The sequence below is a fragment of the Pseudomonas sp. G34 genome, from assembly GCF_031119625.1.
GTDB lineage: Bacteria > Pseudomonadota > Gammaproteobacteria > Pseudomonadales > Pseudomonadaceae > Aquipseudomonas.
Genome location: NZ_JAVHZV010000009.1, coordinates 144,577 through 161,964, shown reverse-complemented (window position 1 = coordinate 161,964; position 17,388 = coordinate 144,577). Strand labels below are relative to the sequence as shown.

At 64.8% G+C, this 17,388-nt stretch carries 16 protein-coding genes; 11 read left to right on the top strand and 5 right to left on the bottom strand.

The window, feature by feature from the left end:
* Window positions 1-37: 37 nt before the first annotated feature.
* Window positions 38-751, top strand: coding sequence for a 4'-phosphopantetheinyl transferase superfamily protein (locus QYS36_RS06210; RefSeq protein WP_308838657.1), 714 nt, complete (start codon window positions 38-40; stop codon window positions 749-751).
* Window positions 752-807: 56 nt separating this feature from the next.
* Here the strand turns inward: QYS36_RS06210 and QYS36_RS06205 are convergent, their stop codons facing one another.
* Window positions 808-2,574, bottom strand: a complete 1,767-nt coding sequence (locus tag QYS36_RS06205) for a sodium:solute symporter family protein (protein ID WP_308838656.1) — start codon at window positions 2,572-2,574, stop codon at window positions 808-810.
* A 10-nt stretch (window positions 2,575-2,584) separates the two neighbouring features.
* A complete protein-coding gene (locus QYS36_RS06200; RefSeq protein WP_374990422.1) occupies window positions 2,585-2,845 on the bottom strand; it encodes a DUF4212 domain-containing protein in 261 nt (86 codons plus the stop codon).
* A gap of 266 nt (window positions 2,846-3,111) precedes the next feature.
* Between QYS36_RS06200 and QYS36_RS06195 the strand changes: the two genes are divergently transcribed.
* The 5 genes from QYS36_RS06195 (at window position 3,112) to QYS36_RS06175 (ending at window position 9,825) form a co-directional block, all read left to right on the top strand.
* The gene (locus QYS36_RS06195; RefSeq protein WP_308838654.1) at window positions 3,112-4,401 is read left to right on the top strand and encodes a M18 family aminopeptidase; all 1,290 of its coding nucleotides are present in this window, start codon (window positions 3,112-3,114) and stop codon (window positions 4,399-4,401) included.
* A 7-nt stretch (window positions 4,402-4,408) separates the two neighbouring features.
* Window positions 4,409-4,996 (top strand): D-sedoheptulose 7-phosphate isomerase, encoded by a 588-nt coding sequence (gene lpcA, locus QYS36_RS06190; RefSeq protein WP_308838653.1) that lies wholly within the window; start codon window positions 4,409-4,411, stop codon window positions 4,994-4,996.
* Window positions 4,997-5,042: 46 nt separating this feature from the next.
* Window positions 5,043-7,220 carry a mechanosensitive ion channel family protein gene (locus QYS36_RS06185; RefSeq protein WP_308838940.1) on the top strand — a complete coding sequence of 726 codons (2,178 nt, stop codon included), beginning with the start codon at window positions 5,043-5,045 and terminating at the stop codon, window positions 7,218-7,220.
* A gap of 104 nt (window positions 7,221-7,324) precedes the next feature.
* On the top strand, window positions 7,325-7,921 hold the full coding sequence (locus QYS36_RS06180; RefSeq protein WP_308838652.1) for a LemA family protein: 597 nt from the start codon (window positions 7,325-7,327) through the stop codon (window positions 7,919-7,921).
* A gap of 17 nt (window positions 7,922-7,938) precedes the next feature.
* Entirely contained in the window at window positions 7,939-9,825 is a 1,887-nt protein-coding gene (locus tag QYS36_RS06175; RefSeq protein ID WP_308838651.1) for a M48 family metallopeptidase, read from the top strand.
* A 173-nt stretch (window positions 9,826-9,998) separates the two neighbouring features.
* Here the strand turns inward: QYS36_RS06175 and QYS36_RS06170 are convergent, their stop codons facing one another.
* Window positions 9,999-10,877, bottom strand: a complete 879-nt coding sequence (locus QYS36_RS06170; RefSeq protein ID WP_308838650.1) for a CAP domain-containing protein — start codon at window positions 10,875-10,877, stop codon at window positions 9,999-10,001.
* A 104-nt stretch (window positions 10,878-10,981) separates the two neighbouring features.
* Here QYS36_RS06170 and stpA point away from each other — a divergent pair, with 104 nt between their 5' ends.
* The 4 genes from stpA to QYS36_RS06150 all read left to right on the top strand — a co-directional run bounded on the left by stpA (window position 10,982) and on the right by QYS36_RS06150 (window position 14,741).
* Window positions 10,982-12,250: a glucosylglycerol 3-phosphatase gene (gene stpA, locus QYS36_RS06165; protein WP_308838649.1), complete on the top strand. Its 1,269-nt coding sequence runs from the start codon at window positions 10,982-10,984 to the stop codon at window positions 12,248-12,250.
* Between the two features lie 83 nt (window positions 12,251-12,333).
* Entirely contained in the window at window positions 12,334-13,233 is a 900-nt protein-coding gene (locus tag QYS36_RS06160) for a bestrophin family ion channel (RefSeq protein ID WP_308838648.1), read from the top strand.
* 475 nt (window positions 13,234-13,708) lie between these two features.
* Entirely contained in the window at window positions 13,709-14,035 is a 327-nt protein-coding gene (locus QYS36_RS06155; RefSeq protein ID WP_308838647.1) for a hypothetical protein, read from the top strand.
* 145 nt (window positions 14,036-14,180) lie between these two features.
* Window positions 14,181-14,741: an MFS transporter permease gene (locus tag QYS36_RS06150; RefSeq protein ID WP_308838646.1), complete on the top strand. Its 561-nt coding sequence runs from the start codon at window positions 14,181-14,183 to the stop codon at window positions 14,739-14,741.
* Window positions 14,742-14,802: 61 nt separating this feature from the next.
* Here QYS36_RS06150 and QYS36_RS06145 read toward each other — a convergent pair whose 3' ends face one another.
* Together QYS36_RS06145 and QYS36_RS06140 are read right to left on the bottom strand one after the other, a co-directional pair.
* A complete protein-coding gene (locus QYS36_RS06145) occupies window positions 14,803-15,846 on the bottom strand; it encodes a DUF2167 domain-containing protein (RefSeq protein ID WP_308838645.1) in 1,044 nt (347 codons plus the stop codon).
* Window positions 15,847-15,958: 112 nt separating this feature from the next.
* Window positions 15,959-16,222 carry a DUF2798 domain-containing protein gene (locus tag QYS36_RS06140; RefSeq protein ID WP_308838644.1) on the bottom strand — a complete coding sequence of 88 codons (264 nt, stop codon included), beginning with the start codon at window positions 16,220-16,222 and terminating at the stop codon, window positions 15,959-15,961.
* A 144-nt stretch (window positions 16,223-16,366) separates the two neighbouring features.
* On the opposite strand from QYS36_RS06140, the gene QYS36_RS06135 reads away from it, so the two are divergent.
* Window positions 16,367-17,290 carry a LysR substrate-binding domain-containing protein gene (locus QYS36_RS06135; protein WP_308838643.1) on the top strand — a complete coding sequence of 308 codons (924 nt, stop codon included), beginning with the start codon at window positions 16,367-16,369 and terminating at the stop codon, window positions 17,288-17,290.
* Window positions 17,291-17,388: the final 98 nt, after the last annotated feature.

Here is a 17,388-nt window from a genome sequence, read left to right as displayed (position 1 = left end):
CTGGTAAGCGGCCGGCCGGCGCGGCAGAATGCCGGCCATGACCGAGATCTACCTGCCCCGCTGCTGCACACCGCTGAACGCTGACTGGCCCTTCGCCCAGGCGCTGCCCGGCGTGCAACTGATCAGCACCTCGTTCGACCCGGCCCTGCTGGATCAGAACGATTTCCCCCGAGCCGGCGTGACGCCGATCCAGGCCGTGGCCAAGCGCCAGGCCGAACACCTGGCCGGGCGGGTCTGCGCACGCGAGGCGCTGCGGCGCGTTACCGGCATTGCCAGCGTGCCGGCAGTGGGCGCTGACCGCGCGCCGCAATGGCCCGCTCAGGTCAGCGGCTCGATCACCCACGGCCAGCAATGGGCGGCCGCCATCGTTGCACCGCGGCAGCACTGGCAAGGCCTGGGGTTGGATGTCGAGCAACAACTGTCCTGCGAACGGGCCGAACGGCTGGCCGGGGAAATTCTCACCGCCGCGGAAATGCAGCGCCTCGAAGGCCTTGCCGCGCAGGAGCGTGCCTGGCGGATCAGCCTGACCTTTTCGCTCAAGGAAAGCCTGTTCAAGGCGCTCTATCCCCTGGTGCTCACACGCTTTTACTTCCACGAGGCCGAGCTGCTGAGCATCGATGCGCCGCAACGCACCGCGACCCTGCGCCTGCTGCAGTCGCTGGGCCCCGACTGGCCGGCCGGCAGCCAGTTGACGGGGCTGTACAGCAGGGTTGCCGACCGCCTGCTGAGCCTGGTGCCGATCGCCAACTGAGCGCATAAAAAAACCAGGCGCCGGTTGCGGCGCCTGGTTTTGCTTTGCTCCCGCTATCAGTGATCGACTGCAGCGCCAGCGCCACGGGGAACACGAATGTCCTCGACCAGGTGCTGGATGTGCTCCGGTGGTGGCGCAGTCATGCGCGATACCACGAAGGCCACGAGGAAGTTGAAGATCATCCCCAGGGTGCCGATGCCTTCCGGGGAGATGCCGAACCACCAGTCATTGGCGGTCGCCGTCGGGTTGATGAACTTGAAGTAGATGATGTACGAGAAAGTGAACGTGAGGCCCACGATCATCCCAGCAATCGCCCCTTCCTTGTTCATGCGTTTGTAGAAGATACCCATGACGATGGCCGGGAAGAACGAGGCGGCCGCCAGCCCGAAGGCGAATGCCACCACCTGGGCGACGAAGCCCGGCGGGTAGATGCCGAACAGACCGGCAATCACCACCGCCAGGCCCGCGGCGATGCGCGCAGCCAGGAGCTCCTTCTTCTCGCTGATGGTCGGCATCAGGTTGCTCTTGAGCAGGTCATGGGAAATCGACGTGGAAATGACCAGCAGCAAACCGGCCGCCGTGGACAAGGCCGCCGCCAGGCCACCAGCGGCGATCAGCGCGATCACCCAGCCCGGCAGGCCGGCGATTTCCGGGTTGGCCAGCACCATGATGTCGTTGTCGACGTACAGCTCGTTACCCGCCGCGGTCGGCTCATTGGTGAGCATGCGCTGGCCGACATCGCCACGCTCGGCGCTGTAGGTCGGCTTGCCGGCGAACGCGGCGCCCGGGCCGTACTGGATGACACCGTCGTTGTTCTTGTCCAGCCAGCCGATCAGCCCCGAGCTCTCCCAGGTCTTGAACCAGGCTGGCGCCTCCTCGTAGCTGGTATTGGGAATGCTGGTCAGCAGGTTGGTGCGGGCGAAGGCCGCCACCGCGGGTGCGGTGGTGTACAGCACGGCGATGAACAGCAGGGCATAGCCCGCCGACTTGCGCGCGTCCTTGACCGTCGGCGTGGTGAAGAAGCGCACGATCACGTGCGGCAGGCCGGCGGTGCCGACCATCAGCGCCATGGTGATGAAGAACACGTCGGTGGTCGACTTGCTGCCATCGGTGTACGGCGTGAAGCCCAGCTCCGCGCCCAGCCCGTTGAGCCGCTCGAGCACGCTCTGGCCGGTACCGGTGACCTCGCTGCCGAAGCCCAGTTGCGGGATCGGGTTGCCGGTGATCATGATCGAGATGAAGATCGCCGGCACCATGTAGGCGAAGATCATCACGCAGTATTGCGCCACCTGGGTATAGGTGATGCCCTTCATGCCGCCGAGCACGGAATAGAAGAACACGATGGCCATGCCGATGACCACGCCGGTTTCGATGCTCACTTCCAGGTAACGCGAAAAGACGATGCCAACCCCGCGCATCTGCCCAGCCACGTAAGTGAAGGAAATGAAGATCACGCACACCACTGCAACCATGCGTGCGGTCTGCGAGTAGTAGCGGGTGCCGATGAACTCCGGCACGGTGAATTTGCCGAATTTGCGCAGGTACGGCGCCAGGCACATGGCCAGCAGCACGTAACCGCCAGTCCAGCCCATCAGGTAGACCGAGCCGTCATACCCGGCGAAGGCGATGATGCCGGCCATGGAGATGAAGGACGCCGCCGACATCCAGTCCGCGCCGGTGGCCATGCCATTGAGCACCGGGTGGACGCCCTTGCTGGCCACGTAGTACTCACTGGTGGAGCCGGCACGTGTCCATAGCGCGATACCGATATAGAGCGCGAAGGTAGCCCCGACGAACAGGTAGATCAGAAATTGCGTACTCATGTTCGCGGCCTCATTCTTCGTGGACGTTGTACTTGCGATCGAGGCGATTCATCTTCCAGACGTAGAAGAAGATCTCGAGCACGAACACGTAGATGGAGCCTTGCTGGGCGAACCAGAATCCCAGGGGGAAACCGAAGGCGTTGAGGGTGTTCAGCTGATCGACGAAGAGCACGCCGCAGCCGAACGAGACGGCGAACCAGATCACCAGCAGCCAGAGCATCAGCCGCAGGTTCTCCTTCCAATAGGCCGTGGCGGCCTCTTGCTTGGACATGGCCATGATTTTTCCTCGGGTTGTTATTGTTCTAATGGCATTTTGAAGCTAGCAGCCTTGCACCACCCCGCTGTTCGACTTTAGTCGCATGACCAGGCGCGCGGTGCAAGGAGGCCCTGCTAGACCGGGCCTGGCAGCCGACTGCGCCGGACTCGGGGGCTCGACGAAGTCGTGACAGAATGTGACCACAGTGGCCGAACGCATCGCGTCCCACCGCCGCCAGGGCAAATCCGATAAACTCGGCAGATTGCCGTCCGGAGTGCCCCATGCGCGAAGATTTGAATCAAGGCCTGCTCGACTTTCTCAACGCCTCCCCTACCCCCTTCCATGCCACCAGCAGCCTGGCCATGCGCCTCGAAGCCGCCGGTTACCGCCAGCTCGACGAGCGCGCGCCCTGGCACACCGAAGCCGGTGGCCGCTATTACGTGACCCGCAACGATTCCTCGATCATTGCCTTCAAGCTCGGCACCCGCTCGCCGGTCGAGGGTGGCGTGCGCCTGGTCGGCGCCCATACCGACAGCCCCTGCCTGCGCGTCAAGCCCAACCCCGAGCTGCAGCGCCAGGGCTACTTCCAGCTCGGCGTCGAGGTGTATGGCGGTGCCCTGCTGGCGCCCTGGTTCGACCGCGATCTGTCGCTCGCCGGGCGGGTGACCTACCGCCGCGACGGCAAGGTGGAAAGCGCGCTGATCGACTTCTACCAGCCCATCGCCGTGATCCCCAGCCTGGCCATTCACCTCAACCGTGAAGCCAACCAGGGCTGGGCGATCAACGCGCAGAACGAGCTGCCGCCTATCCTTGCTCAACTCGCGGGTGCAGAAGGCGCAGACTTCCGCGCCCTGCTCAGCGAGCAGCTGGCCATGGAGCACGATTTCAACGCCGATGCGGTGCTCGACTACGAGCTGAGCTTCTACGACACCCAGAGCGCCGCGGTGGTGGGCCTCAACCAGGACTTCATCGCCAGTGCGCGCCTCGACAACCTGCTGTCCTGCTACGCCGGCCTGCAGGCGCTGCTCGACGCCGGTGACGAGGAAACCTGCGTGCTGGTGTGCACCGATCACGAGGAGGTCGGCTCCAGCTCGGCGTGCGGCGCCGACGGCCCGATGCTCGAGCAGGTGCTGCGCCGTGTGCTGCCCCAGGGCGACGACTTCGTGCGCACCATTCAGCGCTCACTGCTGGTCTCGGCCGACAACGCCCACGGCGTGCACCCCAACTATGAAGCCAAGCACGACGGCAACCACGGGCCCAAGCTCAACGCCGGCCCGGTGATCAAGATCAACAGCAACCAGCGCTACGCCACCAACAGCGAAACCGCCGGCTTCTTCCGCCACCTGTGCCTGGAAAACGAAGTGCCGGTACAGAGCTTCGTGACCCGCAGCGACATGGGTTGTGGCTCGACCATCGGCCCGATCACCGCCAGCCAGCTCGGCGTGCGCACCGTGGATATCGGCCTGCCGACCTTCGCCATGCACTCGATTCGCGAACTGGCCGGCAGCCAGGATCTGGCGCATCTGGTGAAAGTACTCGGCGCCTTCTATAACAGCCATGACCTGCCCTGAGGCGACCATGATCGAACATATCCGCAACAGCCTGATCGAAGCCCAGCGCGCCCTCGATGCCTTTATCGGCAGCGAGCAGACGCTGGCCAATATCGAACGCGCCGGCGACCTGCTGGTGAACAGTTTCGAAGCCAAGGGCAAGGCCTTTTCCTGCGGCAACGGCGGTTCGATGTGCGATGCCATGCACTTCGCCGAGGAACTGACCGGGCGTTATCGCAAGAACCGCCCGGGCATCGCGGCGGTATCGATCAGCGACGCCAGCCACATCAGCTGCGTGGCCAACGATTTCGGTTACGACCACATCTTCTCGCGCTACGTGGAGTCCCACGGCCGCGAAGGCGATGTGCTGCTGGCCATCAGCACCAGCGGCAAGAGCCCCAACGTGGTCAAGGCCGCCGAAGCCGCCAAAGCCCTGGGCATCAAGGTCATCGCCCTGACCGGCAAGCCCGGCTCGCTGCTGGAAAGCCTGGCCGACGTGTGCATCTGCGCGCCGGGCGGCGATTTCGCCGATCGCACCCAGGAACTGCACATCAAGGTCATCCATATCCTCATCGAACTGGTCGAGCGCCGTCTCAGCCCGGAAAACTACGCCTGAGCCCGGGGCGGCGTCGCCTGGCGCCGCCATGATACTCACCCGCGTGATGGAGAGTTCGCGCGTGATCTGCTTCAACGCCCTGCTGCGCCGCCTGCTGTTGCTTACCTTACTGGCCCTCGTCTGCTCGTCTGCCCAGGCGGCGGGCATCCCCACCCTGTTCGGCAGCAGCAGTGAATCCAGCGCCCAGCCCCAGGCGGATCAGCCACTGGATCGCTCCCTCGACGAAGTGATCCAGTCGCTGGAAAACGACAAGCAGCGTGCGCAGCTGCTCAATGACCTGAAGACCCTGCGCGACACCACCCAGAAGGCCCAACCCGAGAGCCACGACGGTGTGCTGGGACTGATCGGCAATACGCTGACCGGTATCGAAAGCCAGTTCTCCGGTGACCACAGCCCCCTGGCGCGCTGGCAACTGGAGCTGTCGCGCAGCCGCAGCGAGCTGGCGGCGCTGCTGCCCGAGGCGGGCGAGCGCTTCGCCCTGATCAGCAATTTCGCCCTGATCATCGGCATCTGGAGCCTGCTGGCCTTCGGGCTACGCGCCCTCAGCCACCAAGTGCGCCTGCGCTTCGGGCTGGCCGAGGAGCTGCCGCAGAACCCGCGTCCCAGCGACCTGCTGCGCTTCGCCCTGCGCAAGCTCGGCCCCTGGTTCGCCGCCCTGCTGATCACCGGCTACCTGAGCTACGTGCTGCCTGCCTCACTGGGTCGCGACCTGGCCATGGTGCTGGCCTATGCCCTGGTGGTGGGCACCTGCTTCTCGGCCATCTGCGTGATCGCCTTCTCGCTGCTCGACGGGCCGCACCGGCGCACCGCCCTGAACATCCTGCGCCGCCGCGCGTTTCGCCCGCTGTGGCTGATCGGCAGCTTCGCCGCCTTTGGCGAGGCGCTCAACGATCCACGTCTGGTCGCCAGCCTCGGCGCCAACCTGGCGCACACCACGGCGACCCTGACCAACGTGTTGGCGGCGCTGTGCACCGGCCTGTTCATCCTGCGCTTTCGCCGCCCGATCGCCCACCTGATCCGCAACCAGCCCCTGGCGCGCCGCCTCAGGCAGCGCGGCATCAGTGAAACCGTGGAGCTGCTCGGCAGCTTCTGGTACCTGCCGGCCCTGGCCCTGGTGGCCATCTCGCTGTCGGCCACCTTCGTGTCCGCGGGTGACACCAGCACCGCCTTCCGCCAGTCGCTGGTGTGCACCGTGCTGCTGGTGACCTGCATGGTCATCAACGGCTTGATCAGGCGGCGGCTGTTCCGCAGCCGCTCGCGCCACCGCCGGCATGCCGCGTATTTCGAGCGTTTCCAGAACTTCTTCCACACCATGCTCAGCCTGGCCATCTGGCTGCTGTTCATCGAGCTGGGCCTGCGGGTGTGGGGATTGTCGCTGATCCGTTTCGCCGAGGGCGACGGCCACGAGATCAGCCTCAAGCTGATCGGCCTGGGCGCCACCCTGGCCTGCGGCTGGCTGGTGTGGATCCTCGCCGACACCGCGGTGCACCACGCCCTGACCCGCTCGCGCAAGGGCCAGACCAACGCCCGCGCGCAGACCATGATGCCGCTGATCCGCAACGTGCTGTTCGTCAGCATCTTCATCATCGCGGCCATCGTCGCCCTGGCCAACATGGGCATGAACGTCACGCCGCTGTTGGCCGGTGCCGGGGTGATCGGCCTGGCCATCGGCTTCGGTGCGCAATCGCTGGTGGCGGACCTGATCACCGGCCTGTTCATCATCATCGAAGACTCCCTGGCCATCGACGACTACGTCGACGTCGGCGGCCACCTGGGCACCGTCGAGGGCCTGACCATCCGCACCGTGCGCCTGCGCGACATCGACGGCATCGTGCACACCATCCCGTTCAGCGAGATCAAGAGCATCAAGAACTACTCGCGCGAATTCGGCTACGCCATCTTTCGCGTCGCGGTGCCCCACGACATGAACATCGACGAGGCCATCAAGCTGCTGCGCGAGGTGGCCACCGAGCTGCGCAACGACGTGCTGATGCGCCGCAACATCTGGTCGCCCCTGGAGATCCAGGGCGTGGAGAGCTTCGAGTCCGGCAACGCCGTGCTGCGCGCGCGCTTCAAGACCGCGCCGATCCGCCAGTGGGAGGTGTCACGGGCCTTCAACCTGGCGCTCAAGCGCCACCTGGACGAGTCCGGCCTGAGCCTGGCAACGCCGCGCCTGACCATCCAGATGACGGCGCCCAGCCCGAGCAAGCCCGACGCCCAGTAACCGGAACCACCGCACATCCCCACGGGCTGCCCGCCCCTGGGGCGCCCAAGGCTCTGCACTTTCCGTTACCATGCGGCCACGCTCACAACCGATAGGGACATCTCATGGATCTCTCCACCCTTATCATCATCGCCGTACTGGTCGTGGTGGTCTTCTACGTGATCAGCGTCTACAACCGCCTGGTCAGCCTGCGCAACCGTTACCAGAACGGCTTCGCGCAGATCGAGGTGCAACTCAAGCGCCGCTACGACCTGATCCCCAACCTGGTGGAAACCGCCAAGGCCTACCTGGCCCACGAGCGGGAAACCCTCGAGGCAGTGATCGCCGCCCGTAACGGCGCGGTCGAAGGCCTCAAGCAGGCTTCGCAGAACCCCGGCGATGCGCAGAGCATGAACCTGCTGGCCAATGCCGAGGGCGTGCTGAAGAATGCCATGGGCCGCCTCAACGTGACCGTCGAGGCCTACCCGGACCTCAAGGCCTCGCAGAACATGCAGCAACTCAGCGAAGAACTCTCCAGCACCGAGAACAAGGTGGCCTTCGCCCGCCAGGCCTACAACGATGCGGTCACCGCCTACAACGCTTACCGCCAGAGCTTCCCGCCGGTGGTGCTGGCAGGCGCCTTCGGCCACGGCAGCGATGCGGCACTGCTGGAGTTCGCCGACAGCGCGGCGATTCAGGACGCGCCCAAAGTCGCCTTCTGAGCACAGGGGCCTAGCGGATGGATTTCTTCGAGCATCAGGATCGCGCCAGGCGTAATACCTCACGCCTGGTGATCCTGCTGATTCTGGCGGTGGTGACCCTGGTGCTCAGCACCACGCTGGTGATCGCCGTTGCCTGGCAGGTTTACCAATACGGCAACTACAGCCTTGAGGCGCTGAGCAAGGAACTGCTGTTCAGCGTGGCCGCGGTGGTGGTCGGCGTGGTGATCCTCGGCTGGGCATTCAAGGCCGTGCAATTGCGCGCCGGTGGCAAGGTGGTCGCCGAGCGCCTGGGCGGGCGCCTGCTCAACCTCAAGCCCGAGGGCCTGCACGAACAGCGTGTGCTCAATGTGGTTGAGGAGATGGCCCTGGCCGCCGGCGTGCCGGTACCGCCGGTTTACCTGCTCGAAGAACCTGGCATCAACGCCTTCGCCGCCGGGCTGCGCCCCCAGAACGCGGTGATCGGCGTGACCCGCGGCGCCATCGAACGGCTCAACCGCGATGAGCTGCAGGGGGTGATCGCCCACGAATTCAGCCACATCCTGCATGGCGACATGCGCCTCAATACCCGCCTGGTGGCGGTGCTGAACGGCATCCTGCTGCTCGGCCTGATCGGCGAACTGCTGATGCGCGGCGTCGGCCATAGCGGAGGAGCCCGCGCCTCCAGCCGTTCGGACGACAAGGGCCGTGGCAATGTCGTCGCACTGGTGATGGTGGTCGGCCTGGCGCTGCTGGTGATCGGCTACGCCGGGACCTTTTTCGGCAATCTGATCAAGGCCGCGGTCAGCCGCCAGCGTGAATTCCTCGCCGACGCCTCGGCCGTGCAGTACACCCGCAACCCCAATGGCATTGCCGGTGCGTTGAAGAAACTGGGCGCCGGCTCGCGCCTGGAAGCCAGCCACGCCGCCGAATACAGCCACATGTACTTCGGCCAGGGCCTGGCCCTGAGCAAGATGATGGCCACCCACCCACCGCTGGAAGAGCGCATCCGCCGCATCGACCCGGACTGGCAAGGCGTGGTGCTCGGCGACGAAGTGTTCGAATCACCGGCGGCGCCCACCGCGCCTCGGCAGGAGGCTGTCGCAGGCTTCAGCGCCGCCGCCGCAAACGCCGCCATCGCCAGCATCGGCGAGCCACAACCCGTGCACCTGGAAGAAGCCCGCGAAAGCCTGGCGCAGATCGATGAGCACCTGCGTAGCGCCGCCCACGACCCGCATGGCGCCCTGGCGATTCTCTACGGCCTTTTGCTCGGCACCGACGACGGCACCCGCCAGCAGCGCATGACCTGGATGCAGGCCAACCTGCCGCCACTGCTGGCCGACCGCTTGCTGGAACTTGCCGCGCCGCTGCAACAGTTGCCCGCCGGGCGCCGCCTGCCGCTGCTGGAATTGATCATTCCCGCGCTCAAGCAACTCGAGCCTCAGGACTTCGTCAGCCTCAAGCGCGATGTCGGCACCCTGCTGATCAGCACCGGGCAACTGGGCTTCATGGAATGGGCGCTGCTGCGCATCGTCGAACGCAACCTGGGCATGCAGCGCTCCGTGCAGGGTCGCCTGCCGTTGGCCGCGCTGGGTAATGAGAGCTGCGTGCTACTGACGGCGCTGGCGCGTGCGGGCAATACCTCCGAGCAGGCGGCCAGCGAGGCCTTCCTGGCGGCCTGGAGTACCCTGCCGTTCAGCGCCCGACCGTTTGTTGAACAGCCCCGCGCCGGGATCAGCGAGCTGAACGACGCGCTCAACCGCCTCAACCAGATGCGCCCGCTGCAAAAGCCTCAATTGCTCAAGGCCATGGCTCGCTGCATCGAGCACGACGGGCGTATCAGTGCCAGCGAAGCGGAATTGATGCGCGCCGTCGCCGACACCCTGGATTGCCCGATGCCGCCACTGTTGAGTGATCGTCAGGCTTAAGGTTTTAAGGGAAATCTATTGTGGGAGCGCGCCATGCGCGCGAAATCGCGGGCATGGACTAGGTGTGATCTCTCAGTAGGTTGTTCATCCGGGGCGTTCCCGCCCGCTCCCACAGGTAATGTGGCTGGGCGCAGATCTACGCCAGCCCATCAACAACACAAGATCAAACCCGCCTAGAGCCCCGAGCGCCCTGCCGCGCCAAACACCTGGGTCCAGTAGATGGTCGCCTGGCTCTGCGGGTTGCTGGCATAGGCCGCGCCCATTTCGTGGAAGTCCGGGTTCATCAGGTTGTAGCAGTGCGACGGGCTGGCCAGCCAGCCCTCGACCACCTGCTGGGCACGCCCCTGGCCGGCGGCGATGTTCTCGCCAATCACCGTCCAGGTGTAGCCGGCTGCGGTCGCACGGGCGCCGACCAGGCTGCGATCACTGCCCTGGTGGCTGAACAGGCTGTTCATCGCCATGTCGCGGCTGTGGGCCAGGGCTGCCTGGCCGAGGGCATCGCTCCAGCTCAACGGCTCGGCCGCATCGAACGGCTGATCGCCGCATTGGCGCGGCGTACCCCGGGCCTGGTTGACCGCCTCGAGAATCGCCTTGCCCTCCTCCTGCCAGTCACCCAGGCGCGCCGGTAGCAGCGCGCGACCAAGCACCACCTGCCAGCTGTTGCCTTCGTGCAGCACGCCGATATCGGCGAATTGTGCATCCTGCAGCTGCTTGCAGTACGACTGCTGCAGCATGGCCATGGCCGCCTCGGGCGTATCGGGGCCGGTGACACGGATCAGCTGCACGGCCGCGGCCTGGTAGCCGGCCTGTTGCAGGGCCTGCTGCAGCTGCTCGGATGAATTGACCTGCTGCCCGGCCAGGCGCCGGTCGGGCGCCAAGGGGCCGGCCGCCGGGCTGGCTTGCCCACCACAGCCCTGCCCCGCCTCGCGATAGCTGTTGATCAACTTGGTCAATTGCGTGGCTTCATCGCCCCTCGCAGTCCCTGCGGCACTCGCGCAAAGCAGCAACGCTGCCGCGACGATCTGCCGAACCCGCTTGGGTGAATCATTCATCCGTGCTTCCTCTCAATCCGCTCTGCCAATCTGATGGACAACCACTTGGGCCAAATGCTTCAGCCAATCGCCCCAGCGGGTGGAACCGCGTTAGACTCGGGCCCATGATTGTGACCGAAACCGCGTACTCGCTCGACCCCAGTTCTCTACTCGACACCCTCGCCGGCAGCGAAAACCTGCTGATCATCCAGGATCTGGATGGCGTGTGCATGGACCTGGTGCGCGATCCCCTCAGCCGCACCCTGGAGACCGTCTACCTGCAGGCCGCCCGCGCCCTGGATGGCCACTTCCAGGTGCTGACCAATGGTGAACACATCGGCAGCCGCGGGGTGAACGGCCTGGTCGAGCGCGCCATCGGCAACGCCCAGCGCTGCCAGCAACAGGGCCTGTATCTGCCCGGGCTGGCAGCCGGTGGCGTGCAGGTGCAGGACCGTTACGGGCGGATCGCCCATCCGGGTGTCAGCGCCGCCGAACTGGCGTTTCTCGCCGCGGCGCCCGCCCACCTGAACGCATCACTGCAGACGCTGCTGCAACAGGCGCCCTACAACCTGGCCGCCAGCGCTATCGATCGGCTATTGGCCAGCAGCGTACTCGACAACCCGGTGTCGCCCACGCTCAACCTCAACGCCTTCCACCACCACTGGCGCGACCAGCCGGCGCTGTATGCGCACCTGCAGGCCGACGGCGCCGCGCTCCTGCAAGCGTTGCTCGACAACGCGGCTGCGCAGGGACTGGCGCAGTCGTTCTTCGTCCACTACGCCCCCAATCTCGGCCGTGACGGCGACGGCCGCGAACGCCTGCGGCCGGCGCAAGGCAGCGCGGCCGGCACTACCGACCTGCAACTGATGCTGCGCGGCGCCGTCAAGGAAGCCGGGGTGCTGGTGATCCTCAACCGCTACTACGGGCAGCGTACCGGCACCTATCCGTTGGGCCGAGACTTCAACGTGCGCCAGGCACCGGCCAGCCTCGAGGCACTGCTGCAACTGGCGGTCGAGCGTTTCGAGCCCCGCCACATGCCGCGCCTGGTCGGCGTTGGCGACACCCTGACCAGCTCGCCCGCCACGGCCGCTGATGGCAGCAGCCACTGGCTGCGCGGCGGCAGCGACCGCGGTTTCCTTACCCTGGTGCAGGAACTGGGCAAGGCCTTCGGGCAGCACAACCTGGTGCTGTACGTCGACAGCAGCCGCGGCGAAGTGCAGCGCCCCGGCGTCGACGCCGACTACCTGCGCGACCACCCAGACGCCCCCTGGCCGGCACTGGCCGGGATCAGCGATGCCGATGATCCGCTGCGCCTGAGCACCCTCTTCACCGATGGCCCGCGCCAGTACGTCGCGTTCTTCGGCGCGTTGGCAACGGCGCGCCAACGAGGCTGATTCACCGGCCCCGGCGAACCTTTCATCCGCCCCCACGTTCGAACTTCTGCGCTTTCGCCTTCCTTGCTCGCGGAGAACTCCACGTGACGCGATCTTTTACCCGTGGTTATCGCTACCTTCTCAAGACCTTCGGCTATGTCGGCTGGTCGCTGTTCTGGCTGCTGATCTGGGACATCATCGTCACGGTCGACTACATGCTGTTTCTCGAACGCAAGATCAGCCTGCCCTCCATGCCGCTGACCCTGCTCGGCTCGGCCCTGGTGGTGCTGATCAGTTTTCGCAACAGCAGCGCCTACAACCGTTGGTGGGAGGCACGCACCATCTGGGGTGCGCTGATCAACAGCTCGCGCAGCCTGGCCCGCCAGGTGCTGACCCTGATCGACGACCATGAAGGCAGCAACCCCGTCAAAGTGGTGCTGCTGCGCCGCCATGTCGCCTACATCCGAAGCCTGTCCGCCAGCTTGCGTAACCAGCCCTGCGACGACGAGGTGCGCGCCTTCGTCGCGGCCGAGGAGTTCGAGCGACGCGGCACCACCAACAATTTTCCCAACGATATTCTCAACGGCTCCGCGGCCATGCTGGCCAGCGAATACAAGGCGGGCCGCCTGGACAGCATTCGCCTTACCCGCCTGGAGTCGACGCTGGTCGACGTGTCCAACTGCCAGGGCGGTCTGGAACGTATTGCCAACACCCCGCTGCCCTACCCCTACGTGTACTTCCCGCGCCTGTTCATCACCATGTTCTGCGTGATCGTCCCGATCGGCCTGGTGGAGAGCCTGGAGTGGTACACGCCGCTGGCCTCGACGGTAGTCGGCTTCATGCTGCTGGCGATCGAGCGGGTAGGCAGCGACCTGCAGAGCCCGTTCCAGGCCAGCGAGCACCAGATCCAGATGGACGCGCTGTGCGAAACCATCGAAAAGAACCTCGAATCGATGCAACGCGATGCTCAGCGCGAGCGCGACGGACGTCTTCTCGCCGAGTGACCAGAGGGTCATTTTTCGGCGTGCCAGACGCCTTGCAAGGGATCCGAAGCTTTTTTGTAGTGCTATAAAAAAATCACTACAAAACTATTGACGCCCCCTCCGCGCTTTTGCATGATGGACTTGCCTCCCCTGACGGGAGCCCTGACAAGGGCACTTGGGCAAGCTCGGTAATACCAGCCGAGCGTTCCACGATATGTACTGCCCACAAGGCAGATTGATGAAGTCGAGCGTCCTGCCAGGACGAGAGCGTTAGCGAGACATTGTCATGATGCCTGTGGCTGATCCTGCGGATCACCTGCATCCGGCCCCGTCTTCGCTGATCTCCCTCCGGCAACCTCGACCTCGGTTGGCCGCCGCTGCGTAGCGATACTCACGCATCACTACACGGCAGCTGGCAGCACTCAAACGCCACGGGCAATGACGGCCGCACTGCAGCGGTCGCCCTAGACAGATCAGAGAATGAAGGGGTAACGCCATGAACCTGAATCAGCAACCGACCATCGACGAGCTCGCCCAGCTGTTCTCCCAGCACAAGGACAGCCTGCACAACCACATCCTGTGGGTATGCGAATCGGGTGAAGTACGTATCGACCGCCTGCCGGCGGATCAGCCGGAACAGGAGTTCGTCAGCCAACGGCCGAACATGCGCACCCGCCTGCGCACCTACCGCCGCGGCCAGGGCTACGTTGGCCGCCGCGCTGCCGCCGACCGCCACTTCATCGGCAACGTATTGAACACCCTGCAACACGACTGGGCCCGCCCTCGCGCCCAGAAGCAGGAACTGCTCGACACCTACTGCTGAGCACCTCACCCGGTGGGCCGCCATGGCCCACCTTCCCAGGCTGGTGACATGTCACATTCTGCAAACACCCGGTAAAATCGCTCGCGCTCCTGGAGGAGCCGTTCGCCTGGCGAACTCACCCTGACAGTGCCTGCGAGACACCAGAATGGACAATATCTATCAGCCCCCCAGCGCCGATCTCCTGCCCCGGGAGCGCGCCAGCAACACCTTCTTCGTCACCGCCACCGGCAAGTTGTACCTGCTGTATTTCTTCACCCTTGGTTTCTACTCGATCTATTGGGCATACAAGCACTGGGATCGCCAGCGCGCCAGCATGCTACCGAAGAAGATCAGCCCGGCCGCGCGCTCGATCTTTCATATCTTCTTCATCCATTCGCTGTGCCGGCTGATCCAGGGTCAGCTGCTGGCCAAGGGTCTCGGGGAGTGGAAATACAGTGCCATCGCCTGGGCGTACATCGTGCTGGTCTTCGTCGGCAACGGGCTTTCCCGCGTCGAGAGCTTTGGCAATCCGCTGATGGACATCGTGCTGCTGGCCGCGACCACCCTGGTGACCGCCTGGCCGCTGGCAACCATCCAGCACCAGGCCAACCTGGCCAGTGGCGACAGCGCGGGCGAAGAGAACAACCGCTTGAGCCTGGCCAACTGGCTGTGCATGCTGCCCGGCATCCTGCTCTGGCTGTTCATCGCCATCGCCATGTTCCTGTAAGCGGCGGACAGCCCGGGCGCTGAAATGCAAAGGCCCCGGTCGATGCCGGGGCCCAACGAGGCTATTTCTTGTCGTCAGGCGGGTTGTTGAGATCCATCACGCTGGATACCGGCGGCGGCGGCTCGTTCGCGGCACGCTCGGCCGGGGCCTGCGGCTGCACCCGAGGCTCGATCGGCGCCGGCTGCGGCTCGGATTTCTTGCTGGTGATGCGTCGCCATACCCAGCCGATCAGCAACACGGGCAGAATCCACAGTTTTTTCAGCAGCACCAGGGCCGCGGCGAACAGGCCAACCTTGGCAGCGGCCTTGCCGGCGATCAACGCGCCGAGGCCATAGGCGGCAACCTCATCGAGGTCCGGGTTGAAGTCGGCGTAGCGATTGCCATCGTTGAAGTCGGTCATGGCCAGCACCGCCGGAACGTTCTGCTCGATCTGTGGCAGCTGGTGCATGCCGGCGATGAAGTTGAGCACCAGCACGCCTTTGCGGCCCAGCACGCGGATGTTGTAGTTGAGGATGTGCTCGTCACTGTCGCCGAACTTCACTTCCTTGGCCCAGTGCAGTTTCTTGCCCGCGGCATCGTAGTGCGGCGCCGAGGCCCAACCGACGATGGCGATGGGCTCGTAGCCGTTTTCGGCGCGCCACTCGTTGTCGGCCTTGGCGCCGTCCTGCAGGTCCTTGAGCATGTCGCTGTAATCGATATCCGCAGCGTCCTCGTCGGACACATAGCCGCTTTCCTCGTACTCGACGGTCACCGCCCAGGACTCATCGGCCAGGGGCGACACCCCCTTGGGCAGAATCATGCCCAGCGGCAGCTGTTCATCCGGCGGGTTGCCCCAGGCTTCGACCAACACGCGCTCGGCATCGTCGCCATTGAGAAACACCATGTTGTCGGGCAGGTTCAGGGTTGCCAGGTTATCGCCGACCACCACCTTGCCGGAGCGGAAATTGAGGCTGTCGAGAAATTGCGCCTCGCTGAGGGGCTCACCTTCAGCCACTTGCGAGGCCGTGGTTTCCTGCACGTCCTGGGCGTCTGACGCCTGAGTGGCCCAGCTCAACGGGGCGACGGCCGACAGCATGCCGGCCAGTAACAATTCCTTGTAGAACATCTGTAACTCCATGAGAGCGGCTGAATTTCGGTGCGCCAGCCTAGCATTCATCGCGGAATTATTTAGTAACTCACTGTAATTTTTGGATACATCTCACATTCCGCACGCTCATTCATACCCTGACGGTGAGCCGCACCAACCAGATGACCACCGGGCGAACGCCCATCACGCAGACGAATGCCACCGGCATGGCCAGGCGGTAAGCCTCCAACACCGCGCTCAGGTACCCGTCACTCAGGCCGCGGTTGGTGGCAGTGATCACCAGGCACATGAGAAACGCCATGATGCTCGACATGAAAAAGGCGAATGCCACCGGCGCTAGCTTGGCCGGCAGTTTCCAGCGTGTTCGGCTGGGGCTGAATATGGATTCGGGCATTGGCAAAGTCCTTTGATTGAGCGCCGTTGGCATACGGCGAGAGCGGCGATTATCCCGGCACCCCGTTGCCCTGTGTAGCGCACTGCGGATAAGGTCAGTACCAAGCAAAACTTATCAATTCAATGATCAGTAGAAAGATTGAGCATGGATACCCTGCGCGGCATCGAGAGCTTCGTGAAGGCGGTGGAAAGCGGCAGCATTGCCGCTGGTGCGCGCCTGCTGGGCATCAGCGCGGCGGCGGCGAGCCAGAACATCGCCCGGCTGGAGGCCTCCCTGGGCATTCGCCTGCTCACCCGTACCACCCGCAGCCTGGCACTGACCGAAAGCGGCGAGCTGTACTTCGCCCAGGTGCGCAACGTGCTGCGCGACCTGGAACTGGCGCGCAGCAACGCCACCCTGCAGCATGACCATCCCCAGGGCCGCCTGCGCATTGCCGCCAGCGCCGCCTTCGGGCGCTATGTGCTGGCGCCGATGCTACCGGCCTTCACTGCCCGTTATCCGCGCATCGCCTGCGAACTCAGCACCACGGACCGCAGCGTCAACCACATCCAGGAATCGGTGGATATCAGCATCCGCATTCCTCAGCAGCTCGAGGACGGCCTGGTGGCGCGACATATCGCCAGCGTGCCGTCGATCTACTGCGCCTCGCCCGCTTACCTGCACAAGGCCGGCGTGCCGGACTCCCCCGAAGCACTGCGCGAGCACGCCTGCCTGGCCTTCAAGGTCGCGGTGGATGGCCGCCTGATGCCCTGGCGCTTCGTACGTGACGGCGTGCGTTTCGAGGCGCCGATTCGCGTCGCCCTGATCAGCGACGATATCGATGTGCTCGCCAGAGCGGCGGTCAACGGTGGCGGCATCACCCGCCTGGCTGCCTTCGTCGCCGAACCGCTGCTGGCCAGCGGGCAGTTGCAGCAGCTGTTCGTCGAGTCTGGGAGAGCCGATGGCCAGGCCCTGATCGAACCACTCGACTACTACCTGTGCGTGCGCGACCGCTACGAGCTGACGCCCAAGGTGCGCGCGTTCGTCGACCATGTAGCCCAGAACCTGCGGGACGACTGGCGGCCTTAGCCCAGGCTGCGGTGCAATCGGCACTCGCTGCCGAGCTCTCGTCGAGGCTCAAGTGATTTGAATCGCAGGGCGAATCCGGTAGGCTCGGCAGCTCATTT